The sequence below is a fragment of the Bittarella massiliensis (ex Durand et al. 2017) genome, from assembly GCF_001486165.1.
GTDB lineage: Bacteria > Bacillota > Clostridia > Oscillospirales > Ruminococcaceae > Bittarella > Bittarella massiliensis.
Window position 1 is genome coordinate 908,294 of record NZ_LN908977.1, and the last position, 16,915, is coordinate 925,208.

At 65.2% G+C, this 16,915-nt stretch carries 15 protein-coding genes; all 15 read right to left on the reverse strand.

The window, feature by feature from the left end:
- Positions 1-14: 14 nt before the first annotated feature.
- Positions 15-908 (reverse strand): ribosome small subunit-dependent GTPase A, encoded by an 894-nt coding sequence (rsgA, locus tag BN3266_RS11245; protein WP_059005204.1) that lies wholly within the window; start codon positions 906-908, stop codon positions 15-17.
- A 1-nt stretch (position 909) separates the two neighbouring features.
- Positions 910-2,967 carry a Stk1 family PASTA domain-containing Ser/Thr kinase gene (gene pknB / locus BN3266_RS11250; protein WP_059005205.1) on the reverse strand — a complete coding sequence of 686 codons (2,058 nt, stop codon included), beginning with the start codon at positions 2,965-2,967 and terminating at the stop codon, positions 910-912.
- Positions 2,968-2,983: 16 nt separating this feature from the next.
- Positions 2,984-3,709: a Stp1/IreP family PP2C-type Ser/Thr phosphatase gene (locus BN3266_RS11255; protein ID WP_082671812.1), complete on the reverse strand. Its 726-nt coding sequence runs from the start codon at positions 3,707-3,709 to the stop codon at positions 2,984-2,986.
- A gap of 12 nt (positions 3,710-3,721) precedes the next feature.
- The gene (rlmN, locus tag BN3266_RS11260) at positions 3,722-4,750 is read right to left on the reverse strand and encodes a dual-specificity RNA methyltransferase RlmN (protein ID WP_059005206.1); all 1,029 of its coding nucleotides are present in this window, start codon (positions 4,748-4,750) and stop codon (positions 3,722-3,724) included.
- A 17-nt stretch (positions 4,751-4,767) separates the two neighbouring features.
- Positions 4,768-6,072, reverse strand: a complete 1,305-nt coding sequence (gene rsmB, locus BN3266_RS11265; protein ID WP_075109742.1) for a 16S rRNA (cytosine(967)-C(5))-methyltransferase RsmB — start codon at positions 6,070-6,072, stop codon at positions 4,768-4,770.
- The gene (locus tag BN3266_RS11270) at positions 6,065-6,760 is read right to left on the reverse strand and encodes a zinc metallopeptidase (protein ID WP_059005208.1); all 696 of its coding nucleotides are present in this window, start codon (positions 6,758-6,760) and stop codon (positions 6,065-6,067) included. Before BN3266_RS11270 ends, rsmB begins: the two co-directional genes overlap by 8 nt.
- 66 nt (positions 6,761-6,826) lie before the next feature.
- On the reverse strand, positions 6,827-7,753 hold the full coding sequence (gene fmt / locus BN3266_RS11275; protein WP_059005209.1) for a methionyl-tRNA formyltransferase: 927 nt from the start codon (positions 7,751-7,753) through the stop codon (positions 6,827-6,829).
- A gap of 28 nt (positions 7,754-7,781) precedes the next feature.
- On the reverse strand, positions 7,782-8,285 hold the full coding sequence (def, locus tag BN3266_RS11280; protein ID WP_021658604.1) for a peptide deformylase: 504 nt from the start codon (positions 8,283-8,285) through the stop codon (positions 7,782-7,784).
- An 87-nt stretch (positions 8,286-8,372) separates the two neighbouring features.
- Positions 8,373-10,808, reverse strand: a complete 2,436-nt coding sequence (gene priA / locus BN3266_RS11285) for a replication restart helicase PriA (RefSeq protein WP_195891624.1) — start codon at positions 10,806-10,808, stop codon at positions 8,373-8,375.
- 104 nt (positions 10,809-10,912) lie between these two features.
- On the reverse strand, positions 10,913-12,130 hold the full coding sequence (coaBC, locus tag BN3266_RS11290; RefSeq protein ID WP_059005211.1) for a bifunctional phosphopantothenoylcysteine decarboxylase/phosphopantothenate--cysteine ligase CoaBC: 1,218 nt from the start codon (positions 12,128-12,130) through the stop codon (positions 10,913-10,915).
- A 43-nt stretch (positions 12,131-12,173) separates the two neighbouring features.
- A complete protein-coding gene (locus tag BN3266_RS11295; protein WP_021658601.1) occupies positions 12,174-12,377 on the reverse strand; it encodes a DNA-directed RNA polymerase subunit omega in 204 nt (67 codons plus the stop codon).
- On the reverse strand, positions 12,371-12,979 hold the full coding sequence (gene gmk, locus BN3266_RS11300) for a guanylate kinase (protein WP_059005212.1): 609 nt from the start codon (positions 12,977-12,979) through the stop codon (positions 12,371-12,373). Before gmk ends, BN3266_RS11295 begins: the two co-directional genes overlap by 7 nt.
- Entirely contained in the window at positions 12,972-13,244 is a 273-nt protein-coding gene (gene remA / locus BN3266_RS11305; RefSeq protein WP_044992062.1) for an extracellular matrix/biofilm regulator RemA, read from the reverse strand. Before remA ends, gmk begins: the two co-directional genes overlap by 8 nt.
- Positions 13,245-13,265: 21 nt before the next feature.
- Complete coding sequence (locus tag BN3266_RS11310; protein ID WP_059005213.1) at positions 13,266-14,144, reverse strand: YicC/YloC family endoribonuclease; 879 nt, start codon at positions 14,142-14,144, stop codon at positions 13,266-13,268.
- A gap of 1,346 nt (positions 14,145-15,490) precedes the next feature.
- Positions 15,491-16,888, reverse strand: a complete 1,398-nt coding sequence (locus BN3266_RS11315) for an oxaloacetate decarboxylase subunit alpha (protein WP_059005214.1) — start codon at positions 16,886-16,888, stop codon at positions 15,491-15,493.
- Positions 16,889-16,915 lie beyond the last annotated feature (27 nt).

Sequence of the window (16,915 nt, forward strand, 5' to 3'; positions counted from 1 at the left end):
CCGACCCAGATAAATCACGATTTTTTGCCGCCCTCCAGCTCCCAGGGGGCGATGTCCTTGACCGCCTCGTAGAGGGCGCAATAGCTCTCGTGGCGGCTGGGAGGGATCTCCCCCGCGGCCACCGCCGCCAGCACCGCGCACCCCTTTTCACAGGTGTGGGAGCAGCCGGTGAACTGGCAGTCGTCCAGGTAGGGGACCATCTCCCGAAAGGTGTAGGGCAGTTGGTCCTTGAGGATCTGCTCCTGCCGGTGCAGCTGCACGTCGGAAAAGCCGGGGGTGTCGGCCAGATAGCCGCCAAAGGGCAGGGGGTAGAGCTCCACCTGGCGGGTGGTGTGCCGCCCCCGGCCCAGCTTGTCGCTGATCTCCCCGGTCTCGATCTCGGGGGTGAACCCCAGGTGGTTGATGAGGGTGGACTTGCCCACCCCCGAGTTGCCGCAGAAGGCCGAGACCTTGCCCTGCAGGCAGCGCTCCAACGGGGCGCGCCAGCCGCCGGAGCGGTAGTCCACCCGCAGGACGGGGAAGCCCGCCCTTTGATAGATGGCGGCGATGCGGTCGGCCTCCTCCATGTCCAGCTTGGTGAGGACGATGACCGGCTCCACCCCCTTGTACTCGGCGATGGAAATCAGCTTGTCGAGCACAAAGAGGTTGGGCGCCGGGCTGCAGGCGCTGACCACAAAGAAAAACTGGTCGATGTTGGCCACCGGGGGGCGGATGAAGCTGTTTTTGCGGGGGAGGATCTCCTCCACCCGGCCGCCCTCCCCCTCGGGGGTGAAGAGGGCCCAGTCCCCCACCAGGGGTTTGATGTGCTGGTTGCGAAAGGCCCCCTTGGCCCGGCAGGCGTAGGTCCTGCCGCCGCTCTCGACGTAGTAAAACCCGCTGATGGCCTTGCAGATGAGTCCCTTCGGCATCTTACCCCTTCACCTCGCCGCCGGCGTTCCCGCCCTGGGCCGCCGACTGGCTGGAAGAAGTGGGGGGAGTGGGTTTGAAGTCACCAGAATGGTCACTTCCTGGTACCAACTCAGCCTTTCCGGTCGCAAAGTTTACTTTATACTCCTGATAGTTCTTTCCATCTATTTTGACGGTAACTGTAACCGGCATATCACTTTCTAGCCCGGAGATTGTCATTTGCTCACTCTTGGCCTTACTTGGCAAAACATTTTTATTGACCTTTTCAGTGCCATTAATATAGATTGTCAGGTTCACACTATCATCGATTTGTGTCGGCAAGGGAATCGAAAAACTAACCTTTACAGGCTCCTTCGGCCCTTTGCTGATTTCAATGTTGACGATGGTGCCCGCGTCCACCTCGGTGCCGCTGGCGGGGTCCTGCCCCACCACGATGCCCTTGGGCTTGTCGCTCTCCACCTCGGTCACCTTGCCCAGGGTGAGGCCGACGCCCTTGAGGGCCGACTCGGCGCCCGCCTTGTCGGTGCCCGAGAGGAGGGGCACCTTCACCTGCTCCTCGGTGTCCTCGTCCTGGCTGACGTAGATGGTGATCTCGTCCCCCTTCTGCACCTCGGTGCCCTTGGCGGGGTTGGTCTCGATGACAAAGTTCACCGGCACGCTGTCGCTCTTCTTGTGCTCGATGACCGGCTTGAGGCCCTGCTTGCGCAGCGCCGCCTCGGCGGCGGAGGCCTCCATCCCATAGACGTCCTGCACCACCAACACCTCGGGGCCCTGGCTCAGGTGCACCTCAATGGTGCCGTTTTTCTTCATCCGGGCATTGCCCTTGGGGCTCTGCTCGGCAATCAGCCCGGCCTCGATCTCGTCGCTGAAGACCGGGTCCCCCTCCTTGTACTTGAAGTCGGGGTACTTGGCCTTGGCGTCCTCCAAACTCATCCCCACCAAGTTGGGGGCGGCGACCCGGCCGCCGAAGATGCCGGTGGAGAAGATGGCCATCCCCCCGATGAGGAGCATGGCCGCCACCAGAAAGGCGCTGGCGATCCCGGCGAGGATGGCCATGTTGTTGCGGCTGCCGTCGTCTTTGTAGAAGATGGAGAAAAAGCCCTTCTTCTTTTTCTTCTTGCCGCCCTTCTTCTCGGGGGCGGGCTCCTCCTGCTCGGTGCGCACCTCCTTGATGACGTCCATGTACTTGGTGGGCTCGGAGTCCACAAAGTACTTGTACTGAAAGCTGATGGAGGGGTTGCGCTTGAACTCCTCGATGTCCGAGAGCATCTCGGAGGCGGACTGGTAGCGCCGGTCCACATCCTTCTGCATGGCCTTGAGGGTGATCTCCTCCAGCCCCTCGGGGATGTCGGGGTTGAGCTGGCGGGGGGAGACCGGCAGATCGGAGATCTGCTTGATGGCCACCGACACGGCGGTGTCCGCCTCGAAGGGGAGCTGGCCGGTGAGCATCTCGAAGAGGATGACCCCGGCCGAGTAGAGGTCGGCCTTGGCGTCGGTCTCGTCGCCGCGGGCCTGCTCGGGGCTGATGTAGTGTACCGAGCCGATGGCGCGGTCGGTGATGGTGCGGTTCTCGCTGCGGGCAAAGCGGGCGATGCCGAAATCCATCACCTTGAGGGAGCCGTCGGGCAGCAGCATGATGTTTTGGGGCTTGATGTCCCGGTGGACGATGCCCCGGTCGTGGGCGTGCTGCAGGGCCCGCAGGATCTGGGTGATGAAGTGGACCGCGTCCTTCCAGGGGAGGATGTCTTTTTGCTGGATGTACTCCTTGAGGGTGATGCCGTCGATGTACTCCATGACGATGTAGTTGACCTTTTCGCTGAAGCTCACGTCAAAGACCTTGACGATGTTGGGGTGCGACAGCAGGGAGATGGCCTTGGATTCGTTTTTGAACCGGCGCAGGAACTCGTCGCTCTCGGCGAATTCGTCCTTGAGGATCTTGACGGCCACGGTGGTGTGCTCCAGCAAGTCGGTGGCCTTGTAGACGTTGGCCATCCCGCCGATGCCGATGAGTTCCTCCACCAGGTAGCGGCCGTCCAGCCGTTTTCCAATGTACTTGTCCATTCTCTTCTCTCCCCCTTTAACCGATGAGCACGGCGGTGGCGTTGTCGCTGCCGCCCCGGGCGTTGGCCGCCTCGACGAGGGCGGCGGTGGCCTGGAAAAAGTCCGTCTCGCGCACGATCTGCAGCATCTCTTCGTCCTCCAGCGGGCCGCTGACCCCGTCGGTGCAGAGCAGCAGCATCTCCCCCTCTTCCAAGGGGACCTCCTCGTAGTCCACATCCACATTGCGGGAGATGCCGACGGCCCGGGTGATGATGTTGCGCTTGGGGTGGGTCTTGGCCTCTTCCGGGGCGATCTGCCCCTGCTCCACCAGCACCTGCACCATCGAGTGGTCCTTGGTCAGTTGGACGATCCCCCCGGGCCCCAGCTTGTAGGCCCGGCTGTCCCCCACGTGGGCGATGTGGGCAAACCCGCTCTTGACCACGCAGGCCACCACGGTGGTCCCCATCCCCGCCAGGGAGGGGTCCTCCTCGATGCGCTGGCAGACCAGGGCGTTGGCCCGGTTGACGGCGGCGATGAGGAAGTTCTTCACCGTCTCGGCGCTGTACTCGCCCGAGAGGGAGCCCGCCGACTCCGCGAAGGCGTCCACCACCACCCGGCTGGCGATGTTGCCGCCCACGGCGCCGCCCATCCCGTCGCAGACGCAGGACCAGATGGTCCCGTCCGCCAGGGCGCCGGACTTGGCCGCGTCCTGGTTTTGGTCGCGCACCAGCCCTTTGTCGGTATTCGATACGATTCGCAACATGGTGTTTTCCTCCTAATTGTGCTGCTCTTGCCTGCGCAGTTGGCCGCAGGCGGCGGAGATGTCGGCCCCCAGGGTCCGCCGCACCGTGGCGTTGACCCCCTGGCGGACCAGCCGCTCCTGAAAGGCGCGGATCTCCCGCTCGCTGCCGTGGGTGTAGCCGGTCTCCTCCACGGCGTTGACCGGGATCAGGTTGACGTGGCTCAAAAAGCCCCGGCAGAGCTGGGCCAGCCGGTCGGCGCAGGCCGGGGTGTCGTTGACCCCGGCGATGAGGGTGTATTCAAAGGAGACCCGCCGCCCGGTCTTTTCGGCGTAGTAGCGGCAGGCGTCCAGCAGCTGGGCGATGTTGTAGCGCCGGTTGACCGGCATCAGCCGGTCCCGCATCTCGTCAAAGGGGGCGTGCAGGCTGATGGAGAGGGTGATGGGCAGCTGCTCGTCGGCCAGCCGGCGGATCTGGTCGCAGAGCCCGCAGGTGGAGAGGGTGATGTGCCGGGGCGAGAGGTCGAGCCCCTTGGGGCTGGTGACGTTTCGGATGAAGCGCAGCACCTGCTCGTAGTTGTCCAGCGGCTCGCCGATGCCCATGAGCACCACGTTGCCGATGCGCTCCCCCAAATCGCGGGAGGCGGTGTAGATCTGGGCCAGCATCTCCCCGGCGGTGAGGCTGCGGACAAAGCCCGCCAGAGTGGAGGCGCAGAAGGAGCAGCCCATCTTGCAGCCCACCTGGGTGGAGAGGCAGATGGAGAGGCCGTGCTTGTAGCGCATCACCACCCCCTCCACCATCTCGCCGTCGCGCAGGCGAAAGAGGTATTTCACCGTGCCGTCGAGCTGGGAGACCAGCCTGCGCTCCACGGCGGCGGTGGCGATGAAGCACTCCCCCGCCAACTGCTCCCGCAGGGCGGAGGGGAGGTTTTTCATCTCCGAAAAGGAGTCCGCCCCCTTTTTGTGCAGCCAGTCAAAGAGCTGGCCCGCCCGGTACCGGGGCTGCCCCCACTGGGTCAAAAGGTCCTCCAACTCCCCCTGGGAGAGGCTGCGGATGTCTGTCATTGGCCGTTCTCCTCCGCTCATTTTACTCGCCTGCACTTGGCCATGAAGAAGCCGTCGGTCCCGGTCTTGTGGGGAAAGAGGGTGAGGGTCTCCTCCTCCTTCACCGCGCCGGGGCAGGCCGGTTCGATGGGGACGCGGACAAACCGCCCGTCGTCCCGCAGGAATTTGCCGAAGACCCCCTGGTTCTCCGCCGGGTTGAGGGTGCAGGTGGAGTAGACCAGTTCGCCCCCCACCCGCAGGTGTTCGGCGGCGTTTTTGAGGATGTCCAGCTGCAGGCTGGGCAGGTCCTTCACCTCGTCGCGCCGCTTGTAGCGCAGGTCAGGCTTTTTGCCCATCACCCCCAACCCCGAGCAGGGCACGTCGCAGAGGATGCGGTCCGCCTCCCCACCCGGGAGGGGCTGCCGGGCATCGTGCACCTGGGCGCGCACGGCGGAGAGCCCCAGGCGCTGTGCCCCCTCGGCGATGAGGGCGGCCTTGTAGCCCTGCAGGTCGCAGGCGAGAAGCTCGCCTTTGTCCCCCATCATCTGGGCCAGGGTGAAACTCTTGCCGCCTGGGGCGGCGCAGAAGTCGATCACCCGCTCCCCCGGCTTGGCGCCCAGGGCCAGGGCGCAGTACTGGGAGGAGAGGTCCTGCACGTGAAAGAGCCCCTCGGCAAAGCCGGGCAGGTCGGGCACCCGGCCCGCCGCCTCCAGCCGCAGGGCGTTTTCACACCCGGTCTCGGCGGCGGGGATCCCCGCCGCCCGCCAGCGGGCCAGCAGGGCCGGGGCGGTGGTCTTTTGAGTGTTGACCCGCACAAAGGTGGGGAACTCGCCCGCAAAGGCCTCCAGCAGGGCCCGGCAGGTGTCGCCGCCGTAGCGCTTTTGCCAGAGCTTTGCGATCCAGGGTTCCACCGAATAGCGCACCGACAGGTCCTCCCCCTCGTAGAGGGGTTTCCCCTCCCGCAGGAAGCGGCGCAGCACGGCGTTGCAGAGCCCGGTGGCCCCGATTTGGCGCAGGGGGCCGGCCAGCTTCACCGTCTCGTTGACGGCGGCGCTGGCGGGGATGCCGTCGCAGAAGGCCAGCTGGTAGAGCCCCAGGCGGAGGATGGTGCGCACCTGCACCGAGAGGGGCCGCCCCCCGCAGAGCCGGTCAACGGCCTCGTCCAGCCGGTATTTGCAGCTGGTGACCCCGTAGACCAGCCGGGTGGCCAGGGCCCGCTGCCGGGGTTCCAGCCCGCTCTGCTCCAGGGCCTGGTCCAGCACCGCGCCGGCGTAGCCGCCGGTCTCCACCCGGCAGAGGGCCTTGGCGGCCACCAGCCGCTCACTCGTCTGTCTGTCAGTCATTGTTCCTCCGTCCGAAAAGCAAGATCAATCGCAGCAGGTTGGCCAGGGAGACCAGCAGGCTGCCCACATAGGTGAGGGCGGCGGCGCTCAACACCCGCTTGGCGCCGGTGAGCTCCTCCCCCTCCAGCAGCCCGGCGTCGCCGAGGATGGCGACGGCCCGGTGGCTGGCGTTGAACTCCACCGGCAGGGTCACCAATTGAAAGACCACCACCAGGGAAAACAGCAGGATCCCCACGTCCACCAGCGGCCCCATCCCCATGATGAAGCCCAGCAGGATGAGGGGCCCCGAGAGGGTGGAACCGATGTTGGTGATGGGGATGATGGCGTTTCGCAGGGTGAGGGGGAAATACCCCTGGGCGTGTTGGAGGGCGTGCCCCGCCTCGTGAGCGGCCACCCCGATGGAGGCCACCGAGGTGCCGGAGTAGACTTCCCCCGAGAGGCGGATCACCCCCGCCCGGGGGTCGTAGTGGTCGCTGAGGTGGCCGCCGGTCTCGCTCACCGAGACGCCCGTCACCCCGTTTTGCCGCAGGATGTAGAGGGCCGCGTCCTTGCCGGTAAAGCCCCGGCGGGAAAAGACGTGGCTGTACTTGGCAAAGGTGGACTTGACCCGCACCTGGGCCCAGAGGGTCACCAGGAGGGCGGGCACCACCAACAACAGGTAGTATCGGTCAATTAGAAAAAAGGGCATCTGCAAATTCTCCTTCCCGGGGCAAGGATGAGGGTGAGGGCAAGGTCGGGTCAGTCGGCGAAGCGGTCAGCCGGCGAAGCGGTCCCCCGCCTTGACCGGGTGGCCGCGCAGAAAGTCGGCCTCGGTGGTGCGCTTGCCGCCCTCCAAGAGGACTTCTTTCAGCCGCACCCCGCTGCCGTCGCCGCAGGCGATACAGAGGGAGCCGTCAGCCACCGCGCAGCCGGGGGGCGCCGCAAAGGGGCCGGGGACCACCTCACAGGAAAAGACCTTGCACTTCTTGCCGCCGAAAAAAGTATAGGCCACCGGCCAGGGGTTTAGACCCCGCACCCGGTCGTGCACCGCCTGGGCGGGGGCGGTGAAATCCAGTTCGGCCAGCTCCTTGTCGAGCATGGAGGCGTAGCAAGACTCCCCCTCCTGCGCCCGGCGGGGGGCCTCGCCCCGCTCCACCAGGCGCAAGGTCTCCACCAGCAGCTCCGCCCCCTGGGCGGCCAGCCGGTCAAAGAGCTCGCCGGAGGTCTCCTCCTGGCCGATGGGGGTGGTGGACTGGAGGATGATGTCCCCGGTGTCCACCCCTTCATCCATATACATGGTGGTGACGCCGGTCTCCTTCTCCCCGTTGATGACCGCCCACTGGATGGGGGCGGCCCCCCGGTAGCGGGGCAGCAGGGAGCCGTGGACGTTGACGCAGCCCAGGGGGGGCAGGTCGATGACCTCCTTGGGGAGGATCTTGCCGTAGGCCACCACCACGATCAAGTCGGGGGCCAGGGCGCGCAGTTCCTCCTGCACCTCGGGCCGGCGCAGGCTCTTGGGCTGGTAGACCGGGATGCCGTGGCGCTGGGCCAGCACCTTGACCGGGGGCGGGGTCAGCACCCGCTTGCGGCCCACCGGCTTGTCGGTCTGGGTGTAGACGGCCTTGACCGAAAAGCCCTGTTCCAGCAGGGCCCGCAGACTCTGTTCGGCAAAGTCGGGGGTCCCCATAAATACGATGTCCATCTGCAAACCGCCTTTCGCGGGAGGGGGGCTACTGCTCCCCCTCCTCCCCTTCTTGCTGGGCGATGAGTTCGGCCAGCTCTTCCTTGGTGAGGATCTGGCTGGCCTTGTCCACAAACAGCACCCCGTCCAGGTGGTCGAGTTCGTGGCAGACGCAGCGGGCGAAGAGGTCTTCCCCCTCCTTTTCCAGCACCTGGCCGGTGCGGTCCTGGTAGCGGACTTTCACCTTGTAGGGGCGGGTGACAAAGCCGAACTCCCCCGGGAAGGAGAGACAGCCCTCCACCGCCTCCTCCTCCCCCTCGCGGGAGAGGATCTCGGGGTTGATGAGCTCCATCGGCCCCTCCCCCACGTCGATGACCACCACCCGGCGCAGAAGCCCCACCTGGGGGGCGGCCAGGCCGACCCCGTCGGCCTCGTTCATGGTCTCGATCATGTCCTCCACCAGTTGGGCCAGTTTCTCGTCAAACTTCTCCACCGGGCGGCTCTTCTTTCGCAGAAGCTCCTGCTCCTTGGTCACGATGTTGCGCATTGCCATGGTCTACCTGCTCCTTCTCTATCGCACAGTCTGTGGACGCCCCGGCCCCGAAGGGGCAAACGGGCGAAAATTGCCTTATCGCGTCTATTATATCTCATTGTCGGGGTGAAAATCTACCCCCACCGCCACATCCCGCAGGGAAACCTGCTGGGCCAGGGCGGCGATGGCCTCCCGCAGCAGGGCGCGGAAGGTGCGGTTGTTCTTGCACTTGACGATGATCTTGTAGCGGTACTTGTCGCTGACGCGCTCCACCAAAAAGGGGGTGGGGCCCATCAGCCGCAGGGGCACTCCCCGGTAGTTGCCCTGGGCCAGCCGCTGCAAGATCTCCATCAGCGCCCGGCCCGCCTCGATGCACCGCTCCCGCTTGGCCCCGGTGAGGCCGATCAGGCAGAGGTCGCAAAAGGGCGGGTAGAGCAGGTACTTGCGGGCCTGCATCTCCTCGGCAAAAAAGGCGTCGTAGTCCTGGCGGGAGGCCAGGCCCAGCACCCGGTTTTGGGGGTCGAAAGTCTGGATGACCGCCCGCCCCGACTGGGCGCCCCGGCCGCCCCGGCCCACCACCTGGGTCACCAGGGAGAAGCAGCGCTCAAAGCTGCGGTAGCTCTGGCCGCCCAGCACGTGATCGATCCCCAGCACCCCCACCAGGGTGACGTTGGGGAAGTCCAGCCCCTTGGCCACCATCTGGGTGCCCACCAGGATGTCGTACTCCCCCCCGGCAAAGGCCTGTAAAAAGGCGCGGTGGGAGTCCTTGCTGACGGTGGTGTCGGTGTCCATGCGCAGGATGCGCGCCTCGGGGAAGAGGAGTTCCAACTGGTCCTCCACCTTCTGGGTGCCGGCCCCCAACAGCCGCAGGTGGCTGTCGCCGCAGTTGTCGCAGCGGCCGGTCAGCTCCACCGAGTAACCGCAGTAGTGGCAGACCAGCCGCCCGTTTTGCCGGTGGTAGGTCAGGGGGATGTCGCAGTGCTTGCAGCGGGCCACCGCCCCGCAGCTCGAACAGACGGCGGTGGTGTTGTACCCCCGGCGGTTGATGAGCAAGATCACCTGGTGCCCCGCGCCCACGGCCAGTTGGATCTGCCGGGCCAGGGGGCGGGATATCTCAAAGGTGTTACCCGAGGCCAGCTCCGCCTTCATGTCCACCAGCTCCACCTGGGGCAGGGCGTTGCCGGAGTACCGCTCCGGCAGTTGGTAGAGGGCGATCTCCCCCCGCTTGGCGGCGCTGAAGGTCAGCACGCTGGGGGTGGCGGAGGCCAACACCAACTGCGCGGCGTGGTATTTGGCGCGAAAGCGGGCCACGTCCCGGGCGTGGTACTTGGGGGAGGAGTCGGAGTGGTAGCTCCCCTCCTGCTCCTCGTCCAGGATGATGATGCCGATGTTTCGCAGGGGGGCGAAGACCGCCGAGCGGGTGCCGATGACGATGTCGGCCTTCCCCTCCTTGATCCGCCGGTACTCGCTGGCCCGCTCCCCCACCGAGAGGCCGCTGTGCAGGACCGCCACCCGCTCCCCAAAGAGGGTCTTGAAGCGGGTGATGACCTGGGGGGTGAGGGCGATTTCCGGCACCAGCAAAATTGCCTGTTTGCCCAGGCGCAGGGCGTTTTCGATCAGCTTGATGAAGACCAGGGTCTTGCCCGAGCCGGTGACCCCGTAGAGGAGCGAGCAGCCGTAGGCCCGTTTCGCCATGGCCGCCGACAGGGGGTCGTAGACCGCCGCCTGGGCCGGGGTCAACACCACCCCGCCCGGGTCCTCCCGCCCGGCCACGTCGAAGACCTCGCGGTAGCTCTCCTGCTCAAAGAGGGCCAGGGCCCCCTTCTTTTTCAGGTTGTCCACCACCGTCCGCCCCACCCCGGTCTGGTAGAGCAGCTCTTTCAAGGTGGCCCCCTCCTCCCTGGTGCAGAGCCAGTCGTAGACCGCCTTCTGCTTGGGGGTCAGCTTACCTGTAAAGGGAATGGCCTTGGCCCACGTGATCTGGTCCCCGCCGTAGCGGCGGCGGTTCTGGTAGTCCCGCTCCAGGGCGCCGCACTCCAGCAGCTCCCGCAGCTCCCTGGCGTCCGGCTTCCAGCCGGTCGCCGCCAGCAAATCGGCGCAGAGGAGCCGCCCCCGGCGGGCGCGCAGGGCCTCCACCGCCGACTGCTGCCGGGGGGTGAGGGCGGGAGGCAGCAGCTCCTCGCGCAGGAGGAAATACTCCTTGATGGTGATCCCCACCCCCGCCGGGAGGATGGCCTTGGCCGCGTCGTAGTAGGTGCAGAAGGTGGTCTCCCGCAGGTAGAAAACCAGCTTGAAGAGCTCTTCATTTTCGCAGAGTTCCCGGTCGTAGACGCTGGCGATCTCCTTGCAGCGGGAGGTGTCCTCCTCCTGGCAGAGTTCCAGCACCAGGCCGCTGCGGCGCTTGTTCCCCCGCCCAAAAGGGACGGTGACCCGCGCCCCGGGGGCGACCTCCTCCCGCAAGGCGGGGGGGATCTTGTAGCTAAAGGGTTTGTCAAAGTAAAAGGCGGCATTGTCCACCGCTATTTTCGCAACCGTTTCGGGCACAGACAAAGCCGCCTCCTCTCTTCTATTTTCCATCTTGGGGACAGGCGCGCCGGCCGCCCGCGGTCACGGATTCCAAAGCCGCTCCGCCGTGCCCCCGCACAGCTCTAGTGCTCGCCCCGCTTGGCCTGCCAGAGGGCGAGCAGCCGGTCCAGCAGCCGGTCGGCCAACTCCCCCTTTTGCAGCAGGGGCAGCTCCTCCGCCCCCTTTTTGGTGAGGAGGGTCGCCACGTTGGTGTCCACCTCGAACCCGGCGCCGGGCTGCTTGAGGTTGTTGGCCACGATCATGTCGGCGCGCTTGGAGGCGAGTTTCTTGGACGAATTCTCCACCAGATCCCTCGTCTCCATCGAGAAGCCGCAGATCACCTGGTCGGGGCGGGCGCGCTCCCCCACCGCCGCCAGGATGTCCTTGGTGCGCACCAGTTCGATGCGGCCGTCCAACTGGTCCTTTTTCAGCTTGTCCTCCGCCGTCTGGGCCGGGGTGAAGTCGGCCACCGCCGCCGCCTTGACCACCATGTCCTGCCCGTCCAGCCGGTCCATCACCGCCCGGTACATCTCCTCCGCCGACTCGACGGGGACCGTCTCCACCCCCTCGGGGGGAGCCAGGGACACCTTGCCGGTGACCAGGGTCACCACCGCCCCCCGGCGCTGGGCCGCGGCGGCGATGGCATAGCCCATCTTCCCGGTGGAGCGGTTGCTGAGAAAGCGCACCGGGTCCAAATACTCCCGGGTGGGGCCGGCGGTCACCAGCAGCCGCACCCCCTCCAGATCCCGCTTGGGGGGGAAGAGGATGCGGTGGATGGCCTCCACCAGGGCCGGGGGCTCGGGCAGCCGCCCCTTGGCGGTGACCCCGCAGGCCAGGTAGCCGCTGTCCGGCTCGACGATCAGCATCCCCCGCCGGCGCAGGGTCTCGATGTTTTGCTGGGTGGCGGGGTTTTCGTACATGTTCACGTTCATGGCCGGGGCCACCAGCTTGGGGCAGGTGGCGGCCAAAAAGGTGGTGGTGAGCATGTCGTCGGCCAGGCCGCAGGCCGCCTTGGCGATGAAGTTGGCGGTGGCCGGGGCCACGGCGAAGAGGTCGGCCCCCTCGGTGAGGGAGATGTGCTTGACATCCCAGGAAAAGACCCGGTCGAAGGTGTCGACATAGGCCTTGCGCCGGGTGAGGGTCTCAAAGGTGAGGGGGGTGATGAACTGGGTGGCGTTCTCGCTCATGAGGACGTGGACCTCGGCCCCCTCCTTGGTGAGGGCCGAGGCCACGTTGGCCATCTTGTAGGCGGCGATGCCGCCGGTGATCCCCAGTAAAATTTTCTTGCCGGTCAGGTCCATCATTCATCCCTCCTGCGCGCCGCCCGCTGTGCGGGGGCGCCTGTCAGTCGTTTCTGCCGTCGTCCCGGATGGAGCAGACATTGTTGGCAAACTCCATCACCGCCAGCTTCACCGGCTTTTCCACCAGGATGCGCTCCTCCTCGGCGGCCTCCTCCACGATCTCCCGGGCGCGCTTGGCCACGGCCACCACCAGCATGTAATAGCTCTGGTTGGGTTTCAGCAGTTCACTCAGTGCGGGTCTTAACATTCTTCCATCACTCTTTCCATAATTTGTCCCATGTAGCGGGAGGCGCGCTTCTGCGCTTCCATAATGGTCTCGATTTGGTCGGCGCAGCTCTCGACGGTGTCGTTGAGCACCACGTAGTCGTACAGGCCGTACTGCCGCAATTCCTCTTTGGCCACCGCCAGCCGCCGCTCGATGGTGGCGGCGTCCTCGGTGCCGCGGCCCTCCAGCCGGCGGCGCAGCTCCTTCATGCTGGGGGGGATGACGAAGAGCAGCGTCGCCTCGGGCGCCAGGGTGCGGATGTTTTTGGCCCCGGTGACCTCGATTTCCAGCAGCACGTCCTGGCCGGCGGCCAGGCTCTCCTCCACCGGCGCCTTGGGGGTGCCGTAGTAGTTGCCGCAGTAGTTGACGTATTCCAGCATCTCGCCGTCGGCGATCCGCCGCTCGAACTCCTCTTTGCTCAAGAAGTAGTACTGCACTCCGTCCACCTCGCCGGGGCGAGGGGCGCGGGTGGTGGCCGAGACCGACAGTTTCAGTGGGCGGCGGCCCATCAGCTCTTTGATGGCCGTGCCCTTGCCGCTGCCCGAGGGGCCGGAGAGGACAAACAGGATCCCGCGATTATTCATCTTCATCCTCCTCCAGCAGGTCCTCCCCCTTGTCCAGCCGGTTGCCGATGGTCTCGGGCTGCACGGCCGAGAGGATGACGTGGTCGCTGTCGGTGACGATGACCGCCCTCGTCCGCCGCCCGTAGGTGGCGTCGATGAGCAGGCCCTTGTCCCGGGCGTCCTGGATGATCCGCTTGATGGGGGCGCTCTCCGGGCTGACAATGGCGATGAGCCGGTTGGCCGACACCATGTTGCCAAAGCCGATGTTGATCAGTTTCATAGCGATTCCTTTCCGGCCTGGGGCCGCTTACTCAATATTCTGCACCTGTTCGCGCATCTTCTCGATCTCCGACTTCATCTCCACCACCAGCTTGCTGATGGCCACGTCGGGGCACTTGGAGCCGATGGTGTTGGCCTCGCGGTTGAACTCCTGTACCAGGAAATCCAGCTTGCGGCCCACCGCCTCACCCCCGGCCAGGATCTCTTCCAGCGAGGCCACGTGGCTGCGCAGCCGCACCGTCTCCTCGTCGGTGGCCACCTTGTCGGCAAAGAGGGCCGCCTCGGTGAGCAGCCGCCCCTCGTCGATCTGGCGGTCGCCCAGCAGCTCCTGCAACTTGGCATAGAGCCTGTCCCGGTAGGCGCTCACCGTCTGGGGGGCGGCGGCCTCGATTTTGGCCACATAGCTGAGCACCGCCTGAGCGCGGGCGAGGATGTCGTCCTTCATCCGCTCCCCCTCGGCGGCCCGCATGGCGAGAAACTCGTCCACCGCGGCCTCGGCCACCTGGGCGACCAGGGACCAGACGGCCTCGGGGTCCTCCTGCGCGCGGCGGACGGCAAAGACATCGGGCAGCCGGGCGATGTCGGATAGGGCGATGTCGTCGTCCACATCCAGCTCAGCGCGCACCTCCCGCAGGGCCTGCAAATAGCCCTGGGCCACCGCCCGGTTGACGGCGATGACCTCGTCCCCCCCGTCGAGCCGCTGCAGGTAGAGGTTGACCTGAATTTTGCCGCGGGAGACCCTCTCCTGCACAAAGGCCTTCAGCCTGTCCTCCAGATAGCCGTACATCCGCGGCGTCTTGCAGGAGAACTCAAAGTAGCGGTGGTTGACGCTCCTGATTTCCAGCAGGATGTCGTAGCCGCCCAGCTGCTGCTGGCTGCGGCCGTACCCGGTCATGCTCCGAACCATCCATTCGCCCCTCTTCTCATTGTTTCACCGGCACAAAACAGCCCGCGTGGCTCCGCCTGGCGGCGGCCCGCAGGCGCCTGTTTTACTCCCTATCGCCGCCCTAAAAGGGGCGGTTTTGTGGCGCGCCGCCGGGGACTCCTGTCCCCTGGCGGGCGGGGGCGTCCGGCTCTCATTTGGGCCGCCCCTATTTTTATCTATTTTACTATTTTGGGGCGGTCACTGTCAACCGCACCCCTTCTATTTTGGGCCGTTTTCTCCGCCAATCTGCAGTTTTCTCGCAAATTTGTTTTCTCCTCCGCCGCCCTGCCACTCTCCTGTGGACGGAGCTCTCCACAAAAAAAGAATGGCCGCCCGCGGGCGGCCGACAAGGAAAGGGGGAGACAGCGCCACTTGGCGGCGCTCTGGGGCGCTGAGCGAGGGGGCAGAGAGGGACTTGCACGCGGCGGGGCAAACCCGCAGACCGCCCTTTTTCAGCAGGGTTTTGCCGATTGGTCTCCCTGCCCAGCACCCGGGCCGGTTTGCCGCCGGGCGGGAGGAGCTTGGGTTTACAGGTGGCACAAGGAAACACTTTCTGCCACCGACTTAGACAGTAAGGACGGAGCAAGACGGTTTACATCCACCGCCACTGCTGGCTGGCATCTCAGTACACTGGCCAAGTGCAGAAGGGAGGCTTGCACGTGCCGGGTCAAACCTGCAGACCGGCCTTTTTCAGAAAGGCTTTGCCGGTCGGCCTCACCCCTGCCCAGCACCCGGGCCGTTTTGCTGCCGGGTGGAAGAAGGTTGGCTTTACAAGCGGTGCGAAAAAACGTCCCCGCCGCCTCGAACAGCGGGTGCAGAGCAAAGCGGCCTCCCCCCTCCAACGCGCCGGTGTGTCGGTTGACACCCCGGTGCGCCAGTCAGGTGCGGAGAGAGGCTTGTGTGCAGCCGAGTGAACCTACAGACTGCCCTTTCTCAGCGGGGATTTACCGGCCCTTCCCTTCCCCTTGCATTGCAGATTTCCCCCTTCCAGACAAAATCACCGCTGAAACGGGCGATCCGCACCGATCCCAAAAGGGCCTCATCTGGGCCCGGCCCCTCGGGGGCATCGAATATCTTTTCATAACACCCACGCCACCGCCAAACCGGCAATCGAGGACACCTCTCAGCCCCAGAACCTGCCCTTCTTTTTGCGCCTTCTGCGCCCCCTCCTTTCGGGAAATCTTTCGCGGGAGCAATTTGACACCCCCGGCAGAGTCGGGGGATCCGGGGCGCGAAAACGACAAAAAAAGACAGCCGGAAGGCTCGTTACCTTCCGGCTGTCTTTCATACCGATCGACGGCAAGGGCTGCGCCCTTTGCGCGCTCTGCTTACAGGGGGTGGACCTTGTTCTGGGTGTCCACGTGCTCGCCGTCGATGTGCAGCTGTTTGTTGCGGCGGTTCTCGAAGAACTTGACCGCGACCTGGCCGAACTGGGCGTAGGTCAGCACGTCCTCTTCCTGCTGCATGTAGTCGGCGCACTCGGCCCGCAGCTTATCCAGCTCGGGCTCGATCAGGTCGGCGGGGCGGCAGGTGATCCGCTCGTCGTCGCCGATGATCTTCTTGACGAAATCGGGCTCGATCTCCACCGGGGTGCGGCCGTATTCGCCGCGCACCAGGCCCTTGAACTCCTTGGTGACCATCTTGTAGCGCTCCCCGCCGATGACATTGAACACCGCCTGGGTGCCGACGATCTGCGAGGTGGGGGTGACCAGCGGGGGATAGCCGGCGTCTTTGCGGACGCGGGGGATCTCCTGCAGCACCTCTTCAAATTTGTCCTCTTTGCCGGCCTGTTTCAGCTGGCTGATGAGGTTGGAGATCATGCCGCCGGGCACCTGGTAGAGCAGGGTGTTGGCGTCCACGCCCAGGACCTTGGGCGAGATCATCCCGTTTTCGATGTACTTGGTGCGGATCTTGGCAAAGTACTCCCGCACCTTGTTGAGCTGGTTCAGGTCCAGACCGGTGTCGTACTCGGTCCCGGCCAGGGCGGCCACCATCGACTCGGTGGGGGCGTGAGAGGTGCCCAGCGCCAGGGGGGAGATGGCGGTGTCGATCACGTCGGCGCCCGCCTCGATGCCCTTGAGCAGCACCATGGAGGCCAGGCCGGAGGTGTAGTGGGAGTGCAGCTGAATGGGGATCTTCACGTTCTCCTTCAGGGCCTTCACCAGATCAAAGACGGTGTAGGGGGTCAACAGGCCCGCCATGTCCTTGATGCAGATGGAGTCGGCGCCCTCGTTCTCCAGCTCCTTGGCGTACTGCACAAAGTAGGGGATGTTGTGCACCGGGGAGGTGGTGTAGGAGATGCAGGCCTGCAGGTGGGCGTTCTGGCGCTTGGTGGCGCGGATGGACGCCTGCAGGTTGCGGATATCGTTGAGGGCGTCAAAGATGCGGATGACGTCGATGCCGTTGGCCACCGACTTCTCGACGAAGTACTCCACCACGTCGTCGGCGTAGTGGCGGTAGCCCAGGCAGTTCTGCCCCCGGTAGAGCATCTGGATGGGGGTGTTGGGCATGTGTTTTTTAATGGTGCGCAGTCTGTCCCAGGGGTCTTCGTCCAAAAAGCGGATGCAGGCGTCGAAGGTGGCGCCGCCCCAAGCTTCCACCGAATGGTAGCCCACTTTGTCCATCTCGCCCAAAATCGGCAACATGTCGTCCATGGTCATCCGGGTGGCAAACAGGGACTGGTGTGCGTCGCGCAATACGGTTTCTGTAATTCCAATCTTAGCCATAAACCAGTACCTCTTTCTCCTTCCAGG

What these genes read in the sequence shown, in the direction of transcription:
- rsgA (WP_059005204.1), bottom strand. Translation starts at nt 908, where the DNA reads ATGCCGAAGGGACTCATCTGCAAGGCCATCAGCGGGTTTTACTACGTC.
- pknB (WP_059005205.1), bottom strand. Translation starts at nt 2,967, where the DNA reads ATGGACAAGTACATTGGAAAACGGCTGGACGGCCGCTACCTGGTGGAG.
- BN3266_RS11255 (WP_082671812.1), bottom strand. Translation starts at nt 3,709, where the DNA reads ATGTTGCGAATCGTATCGAATACCGACAAAGGGCTGGTGCGCGACCAA.
- rlmN (WP_059005206.1), bottom strand. Translation starts at nt 4,750, where the DNA reads ATGACAGACATCCGCAGCCTCTCCCAGGGGGAGTTGGAGGACCTTTTG.
- rsmB (WP_075109742.1), bottom strand. Translation starts at nt 6,072, where the DNA reads ATGACTGACAGACAGACGAGTGAGCGGCTGGTGGCCGCCAAGGCCCTC.
- BN3266_RS11270 (WP_059005208.1), bottom strand. Translation starts at nt 6,760, where the DNA reads ATGCCCTTTTTTCTAATTGACCGATACTACCTGTTGTTGGTGGTGCCC.
- fmt (WP_059005209.1), bottom strand. Translation starts at nt 7,753, where the DNA reads ATGGACATCGTATTTATGGGGACCCCCGACTTTGCCGAACAGAGTCTG.
- def (WP_021658604.1), bottom strand. Translation starts at nt 8,285, where the DNA reads ATGGCAATGCGCAACATCGTGACCAAGGAGCAGGAGCTTCTGCGAAAG.
- coaBC (WP_059005211.1), bottom strand. Translation starts at nt 12,130, where the DNA reads ATGGACCTGACCGGCAAGAAAATTTTACTGGGGATCACCGGCGGCATC.
- BN3266_RS11295 (WP_021658601.1), bottom strand. Translation starts at nt 12,377, where the DNA reads ATGTTAAGACCCGCACTGAGTGAACTGCTGAAACCCAACCAGAGCTAT.
- gmk (WP_059005212.1), bottom strand. Translation starts at nt 12,979, where the DNA reads ATGAATAATCGCGGGATCCTGTTTGTCCTCTCCGGCCCCTCGGGCAGC.
- BN3266_RS11310 (WP_059005213.1), bottom strand. Translation starts at nt 14,144, where the DNA reads ATGGTTCGGAGCATGACCGGGTACGGCCGCAGCCAGCAGCAGCTGGGC.
- BN3266_RS11315 (WP_059005214.1), bottom strand. Translation starts at nt 16,888, where the DNA reads ATGGCTAAGATTGGAATTACAGAAACCGTATTGCGCGACGCACACCAG.